Raw genomic sequence first — 16,801 nt, 5'->3', positions numbered from 1 at the left:
TTGAAGCACGCCCAGTCAGGTGCGTGTCCGGGCGCTTATGCGACCTCGGGCAGCGGGCGCGGGCGGCGGTCGTTGCCCGTGGCCACGTAAGTGAGCGTCGCTTCAGTGACCTTCACGACTTCGTCGGCCAGGCGCATGCGCTGGGCGTAGACCTCGACCTCGACGGTCACCGAGGTCGTGCCGGTCTTGACGATCTCGGCGTAAAAGCTCAGCAGGTCGCCGACGAACACCGGCTGCTTGAACACGAACGAGTTCACCGCGACGGTCGCGACGCGGCCATTGGCGCGGCGGCTGGCCGGGATCGAGCCTGCGATGTCGACCTGCGACATGATCCAGCCGCCGAACACGTCCCCATGGACGTTGGCGTCGGAGGGCTGCGGCATGACGCGCAGCGCGGGGGGCTTCTGGGGGAGCGGTGAGGAGTCGGTCATCGGGTGTCCATGAAAGGGGCAGGATTGGCGGGGCTCGAGCAGCGACGCTGAAACAACGGGCCGCGCCCGGCGACCGTCAGCGGCGCGAGCGGCCTTCTGCGACAATACGGTGTCAGGAATTGTACGGGAAAGCCGCAGGCGCGGCGGTGCGGCCGGAACGGCGCCCAGTCACAGCCTCGCGCCGGTGCGCTCCGGAACCCGTCTTCCACTCCTCCAACCCGATGCCGTGCTCCCCGCGCGCGCCCTCGATGCTTCGGGCGCACACCCGCGGCACGCTCATAGCCGCTCGCCCATGCGCCGCTTTCCCGCTTCCAACGAACCCGCGCCGCCCGCTGTCGGGCCGCGCAACGACTGGCAGACCATCGTTTCGCTGCTGCCTTATCTCACCGCCTACAAATGGCGCGTGGCGTTTGCGCTCACCTGCCTGATCGGCGCCAAGGTCGCCAACCTGGGCGTGCCGGTCGTGATGAAGCATATCGTCGACAACCTCGCGGCCGTGCAGCACCTCACTGCGCTCGGGCGCGCCGAGCACGCGCCCGGCATCGTGCTGATGGGCGGCGTGGGGCTCCTCGTGGTGGCCTACGCGGTGGTGCGTCTGTCGACTTCGCTGTTCACCGAGCTGCGCGAGATACTGTTTTCGAAGGTGACGGAGAGCGCTGTGCGCCAGGTCGCGCTCAAGGTGTTCCGACATCTGCATTCGCTTTCGTTGCGCTTTCATCTGGAGCGGCAGACCGGAGGCATGTCGCGCGACATCGAGCGCGGCACGCGCGGCATTACGCAGCTCATCTCGTACTCGCTCTACAGCATCTTGCCGACGCTCGTCGAAGTGGGGCTCGTGCTGGGCTTTTTCACGGTGAAATACGAGGCGTACTACGCGATCGTCACGCTCGTGGCGCTGGCCGCGTACATCGTCTTCACCGTGAAGGTCACCGAGTGGCGCACGCATTTCCGGCGCACGATGAACGAGCTCGATTCGCGCGCGAATTCGCGGGCGATCGATTCGCTCATCAACTACGAGACGGTGAAGTACTTCGGCAACGAAGCCTGGGAGGCGCAGCGCTACGACGAAAACCTGCGCCGCTATCGCGCTGCGGCGATCACCTCGCAGCAGTCGCTTTCCGTGCTCAACTTCGGGCAGCAGGCGATTATCGGCACGGGGCTCGTCTTCATCCTGTGGCGCGCGACCCAGGGCGTGATGGCGGGCAAGCTCACGCTGGGCGATCTCGTGCTCATCAACACCTTCATGCTGCAGCTCTACATTCCGCTGAATTTTCTCGGTGTGGTATATCGCGAACTCAAGCAGAGCCTCACCGACATGGACCGCATGTTCAACCTGCTCACGGTCGCGCGCGAGGTGCCCGATGCGCCGGGCGCGCCGCCGCTCGCGGTGCGCGGCGCGGAGGTGCGCTTCTCGCACGTGAACTTCTCCTACGAGCCGGCGCGCCAGATTTTGCATGACGTGAGCTTCACCATCGCGGCGGGCACGACGACGGCAGTGGTGGGCCACAGCGGCTCGGGCAAGTCGACGCTTTCGCGCCTCCTGTTCCGCTTTTACGATCTCGATAAGGAGACGGGCGGCGCCATCACGATCGATGGCCAGGATATTCGCGAGGTGACGCAGGATTCGCTGCGCGCGTCGATCGGCATCGTGCCGCAGGACACGGTGCTGTTCAACGATTCGATCTACTACAACATTGCCTATGGGCGGCCCTCGGCAAGCCGCGAAGAGGTAATCGCGGCGGCGCGCGCAGCGCACATTCACGCGTTCATCGAGAGCCTGCCGAAGGGCTATGACACGCCGGTGGGCGAGCGCGGGCTGAAGCTCTCGGGCGGCGAGAAGCAGCGCGTCGCGATCGCGCGCACGCTGCTCAAGAATCCGCCGATCCTGCTATTCGACGAAGCGACTTCGGCGCTCGATTCACGCTCGGAGCGCGCGATCCAGCACGAACTCGACCAGATCGCGCGCGAGCGCACGACGCTCGTGATCGCGCACCGGCTATCGACGATCATTCACGCGCAGCAGATCATCGTGATGGATCACGGGCGCATCGTCGAGCGCGGCACGCACGCGGAGCTTTTGCAGGCCGACGGCCACTATGCGCAGATGTGGGCGCTGCAGCAGCAGCGCGCGAGCGAAGCGGAGCGGGCCAGAGCCGAGGCGGCTCCGGTTGACGCCGGGCGCGGGCATTGAGCGCGCTTGACCGGGCGCTGGGCGCTTCAGCCGTGTATCACCCGCGCTGCGGCGCGCGCAACGCGGCGTCGAGCGCCGCGAGTTGCGCGGGCGTGCCTACGTTCTCCCAGAGCCCCTCGAAGAGTTCGCCGCTCGCGCGCCGCGCCGCGATGGCCTCGCGGTAGTACGGCGTGAGCGCGCGCTTTTGCCCGCGCGGCAGAGCGCGGAACATGCGCGTGTCGTAGAGACCGATATTGCCGAAGGTGTAGCGCGGTGCGCCGTCGAGCGCGAGCAGGCCGTCGGCGCCCAGCGCGAAGTCGCCGGCCGGATGAAACGGCGGGTTGGGCACCATCACCAGATGCATGCCCGGCTCGGACTGCATCGAGAGCGCCTCGGCGCGTGCGCTCAGCAAGCCGAAGTCGTAATCGCTGTGGACGTCGCCGCTCACGGCGAGAAACACGGCCGGCTCGCCGGCGCGCTCCAGCAGCGGCAGCGCCTGCGCGATGCCGCCGGCGGTTTCCAGCGCATCGGTCTCGGCGGAGTAGAGCAACTGCACGCCGAAGCGCGCGCCGTCGCCGAGCGCGGCCTCGATGCGCGCACCGAGCCACGCGTGATTGATGACGATGCGCGTATAGCCCGCCGCGGCGAGCCGCTCGATCTGCCAGACGATGAGCGGTTTGCCGCCGGCTTCGAGCAGCGGCTTGGGGCAGGTATCGGTGAGCGGGCGCATGCGCTCGCCGCGCCCGGCGGCGAAGATCATCGCCGTGCGCTCCGCCGTGTCCCTTGCAGTGGCACGCGTCATGAATTCGACCTTGTTGTGAGTGAGTGTGGTGAGCCGGCGCGATCAGAACGTGTAACCGACGTTGGCGCTCGTGCCCTGCAGCTCGTCGATGAGCCGCGCGAACGGCGCCAGCGGCCGATAGCGGTGCGCGACCTTGCCCGCGTAGTCGAGAAAGCGCGGCAGGTCGGCCATATAGTGCGGCTTGGCATCCCGGTAGTTGATGCGGCAGAACAGGCCCAGCACCTTGATGTGGCGTTGCAGGCCCATCCATTCGAGCTGGCGGTAAAACTCGCCGAAGTCTGCATCCACGGGCAGCCCCGCCTTCTTCGCGCGCTCCCAGTAGTACGCGAAGCAATCGAGCTCGAACTCCTCGTCCCAGCTCAGGAACGCGTCGCGCAACAGCGAGGCGATGTCGTACGTAATCGGGCCGTACACGGCGTCCTGGAAGTCCAGCACGCCGGGGTTGGGCGTCGCGATCATGAGATTGCGCGGCATGAAATCACGCAGCATGAAGACTCGTGGCTGCGCGAGCGCGCTCGCGCTCAGCAGCGCGAAGGTGCGATCGAGCATGCCGCGCGTGACCTCGTCGATCTTGCGGCCCAGGTGGCGCTCCAGATACCACTCGGGCATGAGCTCCATCTCGCGGTGCAGGAACGCATCGTCGAACGGCGGCAGCACGCCCTCGCGCGAGGCGAGCTGGACGCGGATCAGCGCGTCGATGGCGTCGCGCATGAGCGCACGCGCTTGCGGGCCGGGGCCGGCTTCGGTGAGCGCCTTGAGGTAGGGCGCCGTGCCGAGGTCGGTCACGAGCATGAGGCCGGCGTCGAGATCGACTTCCAGCACGCGCGGCACGTGCACGCCGGCTGCTTCGAGCAACTGGGCGATCTGCACGAATTCGCGGCATTTTTCCGGCGGCGGCGCGTCGACGGCGATCAGCGTGGCGCCGTGCGCGCCGGCGCTCTCGAGCCGGAAGTAACGCCGAAAGCTCGCGTCGGCGGAGGCCGGGGCGAGCGTGGCGAGGTCGAGTGCGTATTTTTCTGCGTGACCGGCGAGCCAGGCGGCGAGCAGGTCGCGGCGGGCATCGGCCGGGGTAGGCGGGGCAGTGAGGGTCATGAAAACCGGAGGCAGAATCAGTGGATCAACGTCTTGCCATATAATACCCCACGACTTTTTTGACGCGACTCGCGCCAAAGCCTGCATGACGGTTCGCTCACCACATTTATCGTCAGTCCATCATCCGATGAATTGTAAATATTTGTGCGTGCAGTTGCCTTGGGTTGCCTTGATAGTTGCTTTGACCGTCGCCCCCAACCGGATTCTCGCCCGGGCCGGGGTTCATCCGTCGATGCACTGGCGCCAGGGCCGTGATGGGCGGGCAGGCTGACGGGCCGATACGCCAAAACCATACATGCCGCCCAGACAGTATTTCCAGACGATCTCCAAAAGTGACGACGGCGTGCCGGGCAAGCGGCGGCTCATCGCGGCGCTCGTGGCCATGCCGGGTCTCATGCCCGCGCTGGCGCACGCGCAGCTTGCGGGTGACGCTGCGCAGCCCGAGCGGCTGGACGACGCGTGGAGCCTGCGCCTTTCCCCGCAGCTCGAGGACCAGCCAAAAGCGCCGGGCCAGCGCCCGGCCACGTTCGTGCTCGGCGAATCGACCACCGGCACGTCGGGCACCGACTTCGCCGTCAAGGGCGCGGCCGAGTTGCGCCAGGGCACCAACGTCGTCAAGGGCGACGCGCTGCACTACGACCAGGACACCGACATGGCCGACGCTTACGGCAATGTCGTGGTCTCGCAGAGCGGCACCACCTTCGCCGGCCCCGAAGCGCACCTGAAGGTCGAGGCGAACGAAGGCTTCATGCCCGCGCCGAAGTACCATTTCTCGGCCACAGGCGGCTCGGGCAGCGCCGAGCGTGCGGACCTGCTCGACAGCGAGCGCTCGGTGCTCACCAACGGCACCTACACGGCCTGCCAGTGCTCGTCGGATCCGGCCTGGTACATCAAGGGCACCGAATTCGACTTCGACACGGGCGCCGACGAAGGCGTCGCGCACAACGGCGTGCTGTTCTTCCAGAACGTGCCGATCCTCGCCAGCCCGTGGTTCACGTTTCCACTTTCGGGCGAACGCCGCAGCGGCCTTTTGCCGCCGACGTTCTCCATCAGCTCGACGAACGGTCTCGAGCTCTCGATGCCGTATTACTTCAACATCGCGCCGAACCGCGACTTCACGTTCACGCCCGAGATCATCTCGAAACGCGGCGTGTTCCTGGAGGGCAACTACCGGTATCTGTCGACGAACTACTCGGGCTCGATTACCGGCACGTTCCTGCCTAACGACGCGATCACGAAGACCAACCGCTATGCGCTGTTCATTCAGCACAACCAGAACTTCGGCAACGGGTTCGGCGGCTACATCTACTACAACAAGGTTTCGGACAACACCTATCCGGAAGACCTGGCGTCGCCCGCCAATCAGTTCCTGAACGGCACGCAGACGCTGTATCAGCAGGAAGCCGGCCTGACGTACAACAACGGGCCGTGGTCCGTGCTCGGCCGCTACCAGCACTGGCAGACGCTGTCACCGTCAGTCGCGCCGTACGGCCGCGAGCCCGAGCTCAATGTGAAGTACGCGAAGTACAACGTGGGCGGCTTCGACTACGGCATGGAAGCCGACTACTCGCGCTTCCGCATCACGACGGCCGATGCGACCGAAGGCGACCGCGTCGTCTTCAATCCGTACCTGTCGTACTCGCTGATGGGGCCCGGTTACTTCGTCACGCCGAAGGTGCAATGGCACTTCGCCGACTACAACCTGAGCAACATCGGCACGGGCTCGCCCGCGGGCACGCCCAAGAGCTTCACCGAATCGATCCCGACCTTCAGCTTCGACACGGGGCTCGTGTTCGACCGCTCGGTGCAACTGTTCGGCCAGGACTATATCCAGACCCTGGAGCCGCGCCTGTACTACGTGTACACGCCGTACCGCAACCAGGACTTCGCGCCCCTTTTTGATACCGCCGAGGCCGACTTCGGCCTCGCGGAGATCTTCACGCCCAACACCTTCGTCGGTAACGACCGCATCGCCGACGCGAACCGCCTCACGGCGGCGCTGACCACGCGCTTCATCGACGCGGCTACGGGCGACGAGCGCGCGCGTTTCGTGATCGCGCAGCAGTACTATTTCACCGACCAGCGCGTCACGCTGCTGCCGCCCATCGCGGGCGAACCGGCCCCAACTTCGGGATCGGCGCATTCCGACCTGATTGCGGGGATGTCGCTAAAGATCGGGGGCGGTTTCGCTTCGGAAACGGCGTTCCAATATAATGCCGACGCGGGCCAGTTGACCAAGGCGAGCGTCGGCTTCGGCTATAGCCCGGGGCCGAGCCGCGTGCTGAACGTCGCGTATCGCTACACGCGCGAGAACAACAGCACGCTCGACAATCAGCCGATCAACCAGATCCTGATTTCGGCCCAATGGCCGTTCTCGCATCGGGTGTACGCTGTGGGCCGCTTCAACTACGATTTGAACGGCCACAAGATTGTCGACGGCCTGGTCGGCATGCAGTACGACGCGGATTGCTGGGCGCTCGGCGTTGGCGTGCAGCGCTATGCGAACGGGATCAACACCACGGGCGGCAACAATTCGTCCACGCGTTTTCTCGCGCAGCTCACGCTCAAGGGGCTGTCGAACGTGGACAACGGACTCGTTTCGGCGTTCAAGGCCAGCGTGCCGGGCTACACGCAGCCGCCGGGGCAGTTGCCGCTGCCGTCGCGCTTCACGGATTACCAATAACGCGTGAACCAGCGCATGCGGCCGCAGGGCCGGGCGTTCGGATACAGCGCGAGGTCGGTTGCATAGAGACGGGCGAAGCTGCCCGCCAACTTTGGAGTATCAGTGGGAATCATGAAAAAGCTTCGCCTGGCAGCGCTTGCTGCGAGCCTCTTCGCTGTCGCAGGACTGTTGCCGGCCGCGCCGGCGTTCGCACAGGGGCTGGCGCCCGCCGGCGGCCGCACCGCCGACACGATCGCGGCGGTCGTCAACGATGGTGTGATCACGCAGCGCGAGCTCGACAACCGCGTTGGCCTCATCACGCGCCGCCTGAACCAGCAGAACGCGCCGGTCCCGCCCATGGACCAGCTGCAGGCGCAGGTGCTCAACCAGATGGTGCTCGAGCGCATCCAGCTGCAAAAGGCCAAGGAAGACGGCATTGCGGTCGATGACGCCGCCGTGCAGCGCACGCTCGCGCGTCTGGCCCAGGCCAACGGCATGGACCTCGCCACCTACCGCACGCGCATCGAGGCGGCCGGGGTGCCGTGGGCGACGTTCATGGGCGACGCGCGCACCGAGCTCACGCTCTCGAAGCTGCGCGAGAAGGAAGTGGACAGCAAGATCTCGGTCACCGACGCCGAAGTCGCGAACTACATCGCGAGCCAGCGCGGGCCGAACGCGGGCCAGCAAAACGACCTGCACTTCGAGCACATCTTCATCAAGGCGCCGCTGAACGCGTCGCAGACCGACATCGAGGCCGCGCAGAAGAAGGCCGACGATCTGCTCAAGCAGGCCCAGTCGGGCAGCAAGTTCTCGAGCCTCGCGAAGTCCAACTCGCAGGCGGCCGACGCCAGCAAGGGCGGCGACATGGGCTTCCTGCCGCCCGCGAAGCTGCCGCCCGAACTGGTGACGGCAGCGTCCACGCTGCGTCCGGGCGAAGTGAATCCCTCGGTGATCCGCACCAACGACGGCTTTGAAATCGTTCGCCTCGTCGAGCGTCGCCAGGGGCAGGGCACGAGCGCCTCGGCGCCGCAACTCGTGCAAACGCACGTGCGTCATATCCTGCTGCGCGTGGGCGACGGCACGTCCGAGCCGCAGGCGCGCCAGAAGCTGCTGGAAATCAAGAAGGAAGTGCAGGCGGGCGGCGATTTCGCGAAGTTCGCGCACACGTACTCGCAGGACGGCTCGGCCTCGCAGGGCGGCGACCTCGGCTGGATCAGCCCGGGCGAAACCGTGCCCGAGTTCGAGCGCGCCATGAACACGCTCCAGGACGGCCAGATCAGCGACCCGGTGCGCACCGAATACGGCTACCACCTGATCCAGGTACTGGGCCGCCGCGAGGCCGAAGGCTCCGTCGCGCAGCAGATGGATCTCGCGCGCCAGGCCATCGGCCAGCGCAAGGCGGAGCAGGCCTACGCCGACTGGCTGCGCCAGTTGCGTGACACTGCCTACGTCGACTACAAGATCGGCGGCCTGACTCCGCCGCAGCAACACTGACCCGTCTTCGAAGGAATCGCGCCGTGAATGCTCCCGCCTCATCGTCTTCAGCGCCGCGGGGGCCGCGGCCGGTTCGCATCGCCATCACCACCGGCGAGCCGGCCGGCGTGGGCCCCGAGCTCACGGCCGCCGCGCTCGCGGGCGCCTCGGCGCACTGGCCCGGCGCGCAATTCGTCGTGCTCGGCGACCCGAACCTCATGCAAACGCGCGCGGCGGCGGCCGGCGTCGACTGGGCCGCCATGCTGGCGGGCCAGCACGTGAGCGTCGAGCCCGTTGCGCTCGCCGCGCCGGCGAAAGCCGGCAAGCTCGACGCCGCCAACGGTCCGTACGTGCTGGCGCTGCTCGACCGCGCCATCGACGGCGCCATGGCGGGCGAGTTCGACGCCATCGTGACCGCGCCGCTGCAAAAGAGCACGATCAACGACGCCGGCGTGCCGTTTACCGGCCATACCGAATACCTGGCCGAACGCACAAAGACGCCGCGCGTCGTCATGATGCTCGCGGGCACCGGCGTGCGGCCCTTGCGCGTCGCGCTCGCCACCACGCATCTGCCGCTCAAGGACGTGCCGGCGGCGCTGACGATCGACGGGCTGCTCGACACGCTACGCATCGTCGACCACGACTTGCGCCATCACTTCGGCGTAGCCACGCCGCGCATCCTCGTGACGGGACTGAATCCGCATGCGGGTGAAAACGGCTACCTCGGGCGCGAGGAAATCGACGTCATTGCGCCGGCGCTCGCACAAGCCACGGCCGCGGGCATCGATGCGCGTGGCCCGTATCCCGCCGATACCCTGTTCCAGCCGCGCTACCTCAACGAGGCCGACTGCGTGCTGGCCATGTTTCATGACCAGGGCCTGCCGGTCCTGAAATACGCAACGTTCGGCGAAGGCATCAATGTGACGCTGGGCCTGCCGATCGTGCGCACGTCCGTCGATCATGGCACCGCACTCGACCTCGCCGGCACCGGCCGCGCGGATGCGGGCAGCCTGATCGCCGCCATCGACACCGCCGTTTCGATGGCCCGCCACCGGCGCGCCATCTGATTGACCCATTGATCTGACCAGGATGTCCAATAGCAGCAGACAGCACCAGGGCCACTTCGCGCGCAAGCGCTTCGGCCAGAACTTCCTCGTCGACACGGGCGTGATCGACTCGATCGTCGACGTCATCCGCCCGCAGCGCGGCGAACGCATGGTCGAAATCGGGCCAGGCCTCGGCGCGCTCACCGAGCCGCTGATCGAGCGCCTTGCTACGCCCGAAGCGCCGCTGCACGCGGTCGAGCTCGACCGCGACCTGATCGCGCGCCTCACCAAGAAATTCGGGCCGCTGCTCGAACTGCACGCGGGCGATGCGCTCGCGTTCGATTTCGGCTCGCTCGCGGCGCCGGGCGAGAAGCCCACGCTGCGCATCGTCGGCAACCTGCCGTATAACATTTCGAGCCCGCTGCTGTTCCATCTCGCGACTTTCGCGGAGCGTGTGATCGACCAGCACTTCATGCTGCAGAACGAAGTGGTCGAGCGCATGGTGGCCGAGCCCGGCAGCAAGGCGTTCAGCCGGCTCACGGTGATGCTTCAGTATCGCTACGTGATCGACAAGCTGCTCGACGTGCCACCCGAGTCGTTCCAGCCGCCGCCGAAAGTGGATTCGGCGATCGTGCGCATGATTCCGTATGCGCCGCACGAACTGCCGCGCGTGGACGAGGCGATTCTCGGCGAGCTCGTGACGGCGGCGTTCTCGCAGCGGCGCAAGATGCTGCGCAATACCCTTGGCGACTACCGCGAGCGGGTGGACTTCGAAGCGCTCGGCTTCGACCTCGCGCGTCGTGCGGAAGACGTGCCGGTGGAGGAGTATGTGCGCGTAGCCCAGGCGGTCGAGGCCGCCCGGGCACCGGGCGACGCGCCGGCCGCGTAAGCGTGTGAGGGCGGCGCCGTGCCCTTCGGAGGTCTCAGCCCGCTTCGGCGCGTTGCGCCTCGTACGCCTTGAGCTGGCTATAGACGATCCGCAGCACCGACAGCTCGCTCGACGCGCGTTGCACTGCGCTACCGCGACGGATCAGATCGCCGAGAATATGATCGGCTTCGATGCGCGAACCGTTCTGCACGTCGCGCAGCATCGAGGCCGTGAGCGTCGAGCCCGTAGCGAACAGCATGGCGCGCGAGCGCTCGAGGAAGCTCTCACGCACGGCGTGCCCGTGTTCGGCGGCTACGGCGCGGCATTCGGCGAAAAGACGTTCGATGGTGGCCGCACCGTCCGGCGTCGCGACGATGACACCCACAGGCGCGCGAAACAGACAGGTACTGCCCGCGAGCGTCGCGAGGAACACCCACTTTTCCCACATTTCCTGCAGGATGTTCGCGCTGGCTTTCACGTTGAAGCCAGCGTTGCCGAAAGTGCCGGCAATGGCCTCGACGCGCGGCGAGGCGCCATTGCCGAGCTCGCCGAACGAGATGGCCTGTGCATCGTTCAGGTGCACGATCTCGCGCTTGTCATTGAGGGTGGAGGCGATCAGACAAACCCCGCCGAGTACCGCCTGCGTGCCGAAGCGCGCCTGCAACCGCTCCAGATGGCCCATTCCGTTGAGCAACGGCAGGATGACGGTGTGGGGCCCGACGGCCGCCGCGAACGAGTCGATGGCGTTGTCGAGATCGTAGGCCTTGCAGCTCAGCAGCACGACATCGAATGGCTGAGTGCCCGGCGACTCGAGCGCCTCGCGTGTCACCGTTTGGGGATCGCGCAGCGTGAGATCGCCGGCATGCGGACTGCGGATCACGAGGCCGTCCTTGCGCAACTGCGCAGCGCGCGCGTCGCGCACCAGAAACGTCACATCGCGCCCCGCGGCGGCGAGTCGTCCGCCGAAATAACCGCCTGTCGCGCCTGCACCCACCACCAGAATCCGCATGTCGGCTCCTTTGCCTCACTTGTTGTCGGCGACGCTGGCCAGGGCGCATCGCACCCCGGCGGCTTCGAGATGGCGTCCATGCTAGAGCAAATCGGTGCGGCCGGCGAGGTGCGGCCGGCGAGGTGCGGCCGGCGTCGGCAGCGCCGACGGGATTTTGGTACAGTCGCGTTTTGACGATGGCAAAACGGAGTACACGATGCGCCTTCTGCACACAATGATCCGGGTTGGCGACCTGGACCGCTCGATCAAGTTCTATACCGAATTGCTCGGCATGAAACTGCTGCGCCGCGACGACTATCCCGAAGGCAAGTTCACGCTCGCGTTCGTCGGCTACACCGACGAGCGCGATGGTACGGTGATCGAGCTCACGCATAACTGGGATACGCCCTCGTATGACCTGGGCACGGGCTTTGGCCATCTGGCAGTGGAGGTGGCCGATGCCTACGCCGCCTGCGAGAAGATCAAGGCGCAGGGTGGCACCGTAGTGCGCGAGGCCGGGCCGATGAAACACGGGACGACGGTGATCGCATTCGTCACGGATCCGGACGGATACAAGATCGAGTTTATCCAGAAGAAGTAAAACGATTTCGCACGGTGGCGTCAGGTTATTCTGACGTCACTACCTTATTTGTCGAGATAAGTTGTAAATCGATGAGGCGCTTGCAATAAAAAGAGAAATAAAGCGCGATTTAAACAAATTTAAAAATCCCCTCGTGGATTGAATGAAGATTCGGATGTTATTCGGCCAACACATCCGATTGACACACTCCGCATCGCTAAAATTCCGACGCATTTTTTCGCATTTCATCCAGACGGATACAAATCGATACATTTATTTTGTAATCCTAATTTGAAGGTGGCAGACCTTTGTGCATAACGCCATTGGTTCGAATGTGAGACGTATTTCAAGACTTCTTCACGGCATCCGGGCGTTACTTCGCACACGTTGCGGCCCATGAAACAAGGCGCAATCCGTTGGCGGTGTTCGGTCTTCAACGACCCTCGCAGAAGATAGACGAACTGATCCATCAGGAACGTGGCGAGATCAATTCCTGCCACCTCCTGTGCAATTCGCTTACCGGGTCTGACTCGAGACAATAAGAAGTTAGCGATTCGCCTGAGCAATTGAAGACCGTTACGAGTGTTTGCGGAAAATTGGGCGGTCGATCAAGAAGCAATCGCTACTTGGGTGCGATCCCGAACGATGGTGTAGTAAGTCCATCCTACGGATCTCATTGATGCGGGGTCGTAAAGATTACGACCGTCGAAGACGAGGGCGTTTTTTAGAAGGGATTTGATCTTGCTAAAATCCGGGGGCTTGAACTCTTTCCATTCCGTGAGAATGACAAGCCCGTCGGCACCTTCAAGCGCGTCGTCACTTGCGCGGGCAAAATCCAGACGCTGAAAACGTGCGGAATCCAGATCCTGGGCGAAGCATCGGCGAGCCTCGAAGAGCGCGACCGGATCGTATGCTGCGATGGATGCCCCACGTTTAGTCAATTCAGCAATCAAGGACCGGCTCGTTGCGGCACGCATGTCGTCGGTATTGGGCTTGAACGAGAGCCCCCAGATTGCGAATCGCTTGCCTTCGAGATTTCCGCCGAAGTGGTGCATGATCTTGTCGAATAGCACGGTTTTTTGCCGGTCATTGACCTCCTCGACCGCGCCAAGCACTTTCAGGGGCATATCGAACTCGCTTGCGGTGCGAATGAGTGCTTGCACGTCCTTCGGGAAGCACGAGCCGCCATAGCCACAGCCCGAGTAGAGAAAGCTGTAGCCAATACGAGGATCGGAGCCAATGCCGCGCCGCACATGCTCTATATCCGCCCCTACGCGATCCGCGAGATTGGCCAACTCATTCATGAACGAGATTCGCGTCGCAAGCATGGAATTCGCAGCGTACTTGGTGAATTCCGCGGAACGCACGTCCATATGCAGTGTGTGCTGATGATTGCGATTGAATGGCGCGTAAAGTTGTTCCATCAGGCTCTTTGCACGCAAGCCCTGTACCTCTGAGTCGTGGCCAATGACAATTCGGTCGGGACACATGAAATCGTCGACGGTCGCACCTTCCTTCAGAAATTCGGGATTCGAGACAACGGCAAACTGCACACTCAGGTTGCGGGCCTCAATTTCTTCGCGAATCACGACGCTCACCTTGTCGGCGGTCCCAACGGGCGCCGTGGATTTGTCGACGATGACCTTGAATTGGGTCATGTATTTGCCGATATTGCGTGCCGCAGCCAGAACGTATTGGAGGTCTGCGGACCCATCTTCGTCGGGAGGGGTGCCGACCGCAATGAATTGAATTTCGCCGTGCTTGACGCCATGCTCGATATCAGTAGAGAACTCGAGGCGGCCAGCTTCGCGATTTCTGGCGATGATTTCGCCAAGCCCCGGTTCGTAGATCGGCACGCCGCCGTTGTTGAGTAGATCGATTTTCCTGTGGTCGACGTCCAGGCAAAGCACGTGATTGCCCAATTCAGCGAGACATGCTCCGGTAACGAGTCCAACGTAACCGGTACCGACGATAGTGACTTTCATGAGTTTCGACGCCTTGAGTAAGCCAGAGGACAGGCATGCCGGGCGTGGAGCCGCGGCATATCGCGCGCGCGGACCACAGCGCGCGGACCAATGCGCGCGGCATTCCAAGCCCGCTAGCGTAACGCTGCGCTTGGCACAGCGAAATCAGAGGCATCTGAAAGTTCTTTAAATTTGATGGCGGACGATAATGTTCTGGGTGCGAATTATTTTTCTTTTTAGACGCGACGACTCATTAGCGGCGAAGGCATTGAGCTAATCGGCAAATAGCCAGAATTCTGGGCATATTTTGACGTGGGCAGTTGTTGGGCGGACTGCTCGAATTCACCCCTCACATCCCCGGCACCATCTCCGGCGGATGCTGCTTGAGCTGCTTCCTGGCCTCTCTGAACTCAGGAAAGATAGACTCCACAGTCTGCCAGAACCGCGGACTATGATTCATCTCGCGCAAATGCGCGAGTTCATGCGCCACGACATAATCGACAACCGAAAGCGGAAAATGAATCAACCGCCAGTTGAGCCGAATCCGTCCTTCGCTCGAGCAACTCCCCCAGCGCGTCATCGCCGATGAAAGCGCATACGACCGAAACGTCACCCCAAGCCTCGCGGCATAAACCGCAAGCCGCTCGCCGAAAATATGCGTCGCCTCGCCCTGTAGCCATCCGGTCACCCGGTCCTTGATCTGCTGCCCATCCGCATGCAGCGGCAGTGGCAGCGCCAGCACGCGCGCCACTTCGTCAAAGGCCAGCAGCGAGGCGCCAAGCCTCACGCGCATCGGCTTGCCGAGATAAGGCAACTCGGCCCCATCGCCCCATTCCACGCGCGGCAGCGCACGCTGTTCCACGCGCGATTGCCACTCGATCAGCTTCGCAAAGATCCAGCGCTGCTTTTCGGCGATAGCCGTTTCGATATCGGCAATCGTCACCCATCGGGGCGCGGTGATCGTGAGCCCGCTTGCATCGATGGCAAATCCAATCGATTTTCGCGACGAGCGCTTGAGCCGATAGTGCAGCGTGCGCGCGCCCATTTCGAGCGTGCGCACACGCGTGCCATCCGGCGCAAGCGGCCCCTTGGGCGACCTGAACGGCGATGGTGTGGAAGGCGGTGCGTGGAAGGGCGATGCCGGAGAGGGAGTGACAACGGGCGCCGGCTCGGCAAAGAGCGGCAAATCGAGCTGCCCGTTATCGAGCGCCGCTGAAGGGCGCGGCGTGGGTGACTTCTGCATCGTCAGGCTAGGTGCGGAATGGCGTGCGTGGCGTATGACGAGCGTGGTGGATAACGCAGCGAGCGCAGGTTGGACAGCCGCCTTGCCGCCGGAGCATCAAGTCCGCGCGGCGTCCACCGATGCGCCATCCGTTTCGCGATACGCGTCAGGATCGATGCGTCGCATTTCGGTTTCGATCCATTGCTCCACGCGTGTATTCAACTGGTCGGGCGTGAGCCCGGTTGTATCGATCGGCTTGCCGATCGATACCGTGACTATACCCGCATATTTGAGGAACGAGTTGCGGGGCCAGACATGTCCCGCGTTGTGCGCGATCGGCACGACGGGCGCGCCTGTAGAGATCGCAAAGCGCGCGCCGCCGGTCTTGTACTTGCCTTGCTTGCCCACCGGCGTGCGCGTGCCTTCCGGGAACATGATGACCCAGGCGCCTTCGGCCATGCGCGCTTTGCCCTGGCGCGTCACGGAGGCGAATGCGTACTTGCCTTCCTTGCGGTCGATGTGAACCATCTTCAGCATGCCCAGTGCCCAGCCGAAGAACGGCACGTAGAGCAGTTCGCGCTTGAACACGAAGCACAGCGGACGCGGCATCAGTGCGGGAAGCGCCACCGTTTCCCATGCCGACTGATGCTTCGAGAGCAGCACGGCGGGCCCGTTGGGCAGGTTCTCTATGCCCTCGATGCGATAGCGGATGCCGTTGAGCCAGCGCGCGACGAACACCGTCGAGCGGCACCAGCCCACGGCCATCCAGTAGCGCCGCTCGGCGTTCAGGAACGGGAACGCAATGAAGCACGCCGTCGCGTAGGGGATCGTGTAGACGATCAGGTAGGTGAACAGCAGCAGGGAGCGGATGAAGCGCATCGATAGGACCGTTCGTTGGGGCAGGGGGCGCGTCAGGCCTGCTCGTTCGCGAGGAAATCGAGCACGAACGCGCGCAGGTCGGCGTGCACTTTCGTGCCTTCGGGCAGGCCGCCCGCCGCGAGCGTCTTCTCGCCTTTGCCCGTGCGCACGAGGTGCGTGGGAAAGCCGAGCACCGCGCCAGCCTGGAGGTCGCGCAGCGAATCGCCCACCACGGGCGTATCCGCGGGATCGATCTCGAAGCGCTCGGCGATCATCTTGAGCATGCCGGGCTTGGGCTTGCGGCAGTCGCAGTGGTCCTGCGCGGTGTGCGGGCAGAAGAACACGGCGTCGATGCGTCCGCCCACCGCGGCGGCCTGGCGCTGCATTTTCGCGTGCATCTCGTTGAGCGCCGTCGTGTCGAACAGGCCCCGGCCGATGCCGGACTGGTTCGTCGCGACGGCGACGCGGTAGCCCGCCTGATTCAGGCGGGCGATCGCTTCGAGGCTGCCCGGCAGCGCGATCCATTCGTCCACGGTCTTGATGAACGCGTCGGAGTCGACGTTGATCACGCCGTCGCGGTCGAGGATCACGAGTTTGCGGCTGGTGCTGGTCGGCATGGCGTCGCTCAGTAGAGTGTCACGACGC

14 protein-coding genes are annotated in these 16,801 nt (G+C 64.3%); 6 read left to right on the top strand and 8 right to left on the bottom strand.

Annotated features, from left to right (window positions below; all coding sequences use genetic code 11):
- Nucleotides 1–35: 35 nt before the first annotated feature.
- Complete coding sequence (locus P5W99_RS12645) at nt 36–431, bottom strand: acyl-CoA thioesterase (protein ID WP_421024752.1); 396 nt, start codon at nt 429–431, stop codon at nt 36–38.
- A gap of 292 nt (nt 432–723) precedes the next feature.
- Here P5W99_RS12645 and P5W99_RS12640 point away from each other — a divergent pair, with 292 nt between their 5' ends.
- Nucleotides 724–2,622 (top strand): ABCB family ABC transporter ATP-binding protein/permease, encoded by a 1,899-nt coding sequence (locus P5W99_RS12640; RefSeq protein ID WP_421024751.1) that lies wholly within the window; start codon nt 724–726, stop codon nt 2,620–2,622.
- A gap of 37 nt (nt 2,623–2,659) precedes the next feature.
- On the opposite strand, the gene murU is transcribed toward P5W99_RS12640, so the two are convergent.
- The gene (gene murU, locus P5W99_RS12635) at nt 2,660–3,361 is read right to left on the bottom strand and encodes an N-acetylmuramate alpha-1-phosphate uridylyltransferase MurU (protein ID WP_434662588.1); all 702 of its coding nucleotides are present in this window, start codon (nt 3,359–3,361) and stop codon (nt 2,660–2,662) included.
- Nucleotides 3,362–3,445: 84 nt separating this feature from the next.
- On the bottom strand, nt 3,446–4,495 hold the full coding sequence (locus P5W99_RS12630; RefSeq protein ID WP_434660990.1) for an aminoglycoside phosphotransferase family protein: 1,050 nt from the start codon (nt 4,493–4,495) through the stop codon (nt 3,446–3,448).
- A 295-nt stretch (nt 4,496–4,790) separates the two neighbouring features.
- On the opposite strand from P5W99_RS12630, the gene P5W99_RS12625 reads away from it, so the two are divergent.
- The 4 genes from P5W99_RS12625 to rsmA all read left to right on the top strand — a co-directional run bounded on the left by P5W99_RS12625 (nt 4,791) and on the right by rsmA (nt 10,565).
- Complete coding sequence (locus tag P5W99_RS12625; protein ID WP_434660988.1) at nt 4,791–7,178, top strand: LPS-assembly protein LptD; 2,388 nt, start codon at nt 4,791–4,793, stop codon at nt 7,176–7,178.
- Between the two features lie 102 nt (nt 7,179–7,280).
- Nucleotides 7,281–8,651 (top strand): peptidylprolyl isomerase, encoded by a 1,371-nt coding sequence (locus P5W99_RS12620; protein ID WP_421024748.1) that lies wholly within the window; start codon nt 7,281–7,283, stop codon nt 8,649–8,651.
- A 23-nt stretch (nt 8,652–8,674) separates the two neighbouring features.
- On the top strand, nt 8,675–9,697 hold the full coding sequence (gene pdxA / locus P5W99_RS12615; RefSeq protein ID WP_434660987.1) for a 4-hydroxythreonine-4-phosphate dehydrogenase PdxA: 1,023 nt from the start codon (nt 8,675–8,677) through the stop codon (nt 9,695–9,697).
- Nucleotides 9,698–9,719: 22 nt separating this feature from the next.
- Nucleotides 9,720–10,565 carry a 16S rRNA (adenine(1518)-N(6)/adenine(1519)-N(6))-dimethyltransferase RsmA gene (gene rsmA, locus P5W99_RS12610; protein WP_421043083.1) on the top strand — a complete coding sequence of 282 codons (846 nt, stop codon included), beginning with the start codon at nt 9,720–9,722 and terminating at the stop codon, nt 10,563–10,565.
- Nucleotides 10,566–10,599: 34 nt separating this feature from the next.
- Here the strand turns inward: rsmA and panE are convergent, their stop codons facing one another.
- Nucleotides 10,600–11,553, bottom strand: coding sequence for a 2-dehydropantoate 2-reductase (gene panE / locus P5W99_RS12605; RefSeq protein WP_434660986.1), 954 nt, complete (start codon nt 11,551–11,553; stop codon nt 10,600–10,602).
- A gap of 196 nt (nt 11,554–11,749) precedes the next feature.
- Here panE and gloA point away from each other — a divergent pair, with 196 nt between their 5' ends.
- Nucleotides 11,750–12,133: a lactoylglutathione lyase gene (gloA, locus tag P5W99_RS12600; protein ID WP_421043085.1), complete on the top strand. Its 384-nt coding sequence runs from the start codon at nt 11,750–11,752 to the stop codon at nt 12,131–12,133.
- 587 nt (nt 12,134–12,720) lie between these two features.
- Here gloA and P5W99_RS12595 read toward each other — a convergent pair.
- The 4 genes from P5W99_RS12595 to gmhB all read right to left on the bottom strand — a co-directional run bounded on the left by P5W99_RS12595 (nt 12,721) and on the right by gmhB (nt 16,773).
- Nucleotides 12,721–14,097 (bottom strand): UDP-glucose dehydrogenase family protein, encoded by a 1,377-nt coding sequence (locus tag P5W99_RS12595; protein WP_434660984.1) that lies wholly within the window; start codon nt 14,095–14,097, stop codon nt 12,721–12,723.
- Between the two features lie 328 nt (nt 14,098–14,425).
- Nucleotides 14,426–15,319, bottom strand: a complete 894-nt coding sequence (locus P5W99_RS12590) for a M48 family metallopeptidase (protein ID WP_434660982.1) — start codon at nt 15,317–15,319, stop codon at nt 14,426–14,428.
- Nucleotides 15,320–15,415: 96 nt separating this feature from the next.
- On the bottom strand, nt 15,416–16,177 hold the full coding sequence (locus P5W99_RS12585; protein ID WP_434660980.1) for a lysophospholipid acyltransferase family protein: 762 nt from the start codon (nt 16,175–16,177) through the stop codon (nt 15,416–15,418).
- A 32-nt stretch (nt 16,178–16,209) separates the two neighbouring features.
- Entirely contained in the window at nt 16,210–16,773 is a 564-nt protein-coding gene (gmhB, locus tag P5W99_RS12580) for a D-glycero-beta-D-manno-heptose 1,7-bisphosphate 7-phosphatase (RefSeq protein ID WP_421024723.1), read from the bottom strand.
- Nucleotides 16,774–16,801 lie beyond the last annotated feature (28 nt).

Source organism: Paraburkholderia sp. A3BS-1L (genome assembly GCF_051125215.1).
GTDB lineage: Bacteria > Pseudomonadota > Gammaproteobacteria > Burkholderiales > Burkholderiaceae > Paraburkholderia.
Note: the sequence above shows the minus strand (reverse complement) of the source record. Positions and strands in the feature narration are given on the sequence as shown.